This is a genomic window from Spirosoma flavum (assembly GCF_042686045.1).
Taxonomy (GTDB): Bacteria; Bacteroidota; Bacteroidia; order Cytophagales; family Spirosomataceae; genus Spirosoma; species Spirosoma flavum.
On record NZ_JBHUOM010000060.1, the window covers coordinates 1 to 875 of the forward strand.

1 rRNA gene is annotated in these 875 nt (G+C 53.4%); it reads right to left on the reverse strand.

The features are described from left to right. Nucleotides 1–875, reverse strand: a 23S ribosomal RNA gene (locus ACFS25_RS31655); the annotation flags it as partial.

The following is an 875-nucleotide window of genomic DNA, read 5'->3' on the forward strand; positions in this document are numbered from 1 at the left end:
TAACCTCCTGGCTGTCTCAGCAGCCGGACCGCCTTTGTTCAACTTAGCACACACTTTGGGACCTTAGCTGATGGTCTGGGTTGTTCCCCTCTCGGACTTGGACCTTAGCACCCAAGCCCTCACTGCCACGCACCTCTCTTAGCATTCGGAGTTCATCAGAAGTTGGTAGGATGTGACTCCCCCGCATCCTGTTGGTCGCTCTACCTCTAAGACAGTAACACGTAACGCTGTTCCTAAAAACATTTCGGAGAGTACGAGCTATTTCTCAGTTTGATTGGCCTTTCACCCCTACCCGCAGTTCATCCGGAAGCTTTTCAACGCTTATCGGTTCGGTCCTCCACGGTGTGTTACCACCCCTTCAACCTGACCACGGGTAGATCACCAAGTTTCGCGTCAACCCCCACTGACTAAGCGCCCTGTTCAGACTCGCTTTCGCTTCGGATCCGTACGTCAACGTACTTAACCTTGCCAGTGACGGTTACTCGTAGGCTCATTATGCAAAAGGCACGCTGTCACCCCCATCAAGAGGGCTCCAACCGCTTGTAAGCGCCTGGTTTCAGGATCTATTTCACCCGGGTACTCCCCGTACTTTTCACCTTTCCCTCACGGTACTCTGCGCTATCGGTCTTCTGATTGTATTTAGCCTTACCGGATGGTGCCGGCCGATTCAAAGGGGATTTCTCCGGTCCCCCCCTACTCAGGAGTCCTAACCCACTAACGCGTTGGCCGGTACGGGACTCTCACCCTCTATGGTTGACTTTCCCAAGTCATTTCCGTTCATCTGTTAGCTTTCTGTCAGGTCCTACTACCCCGACTACGCCGTAACGTAATCGGTTTGGGCTATTCCCCGTTCGCTCGCCACTACTCAGGGAATC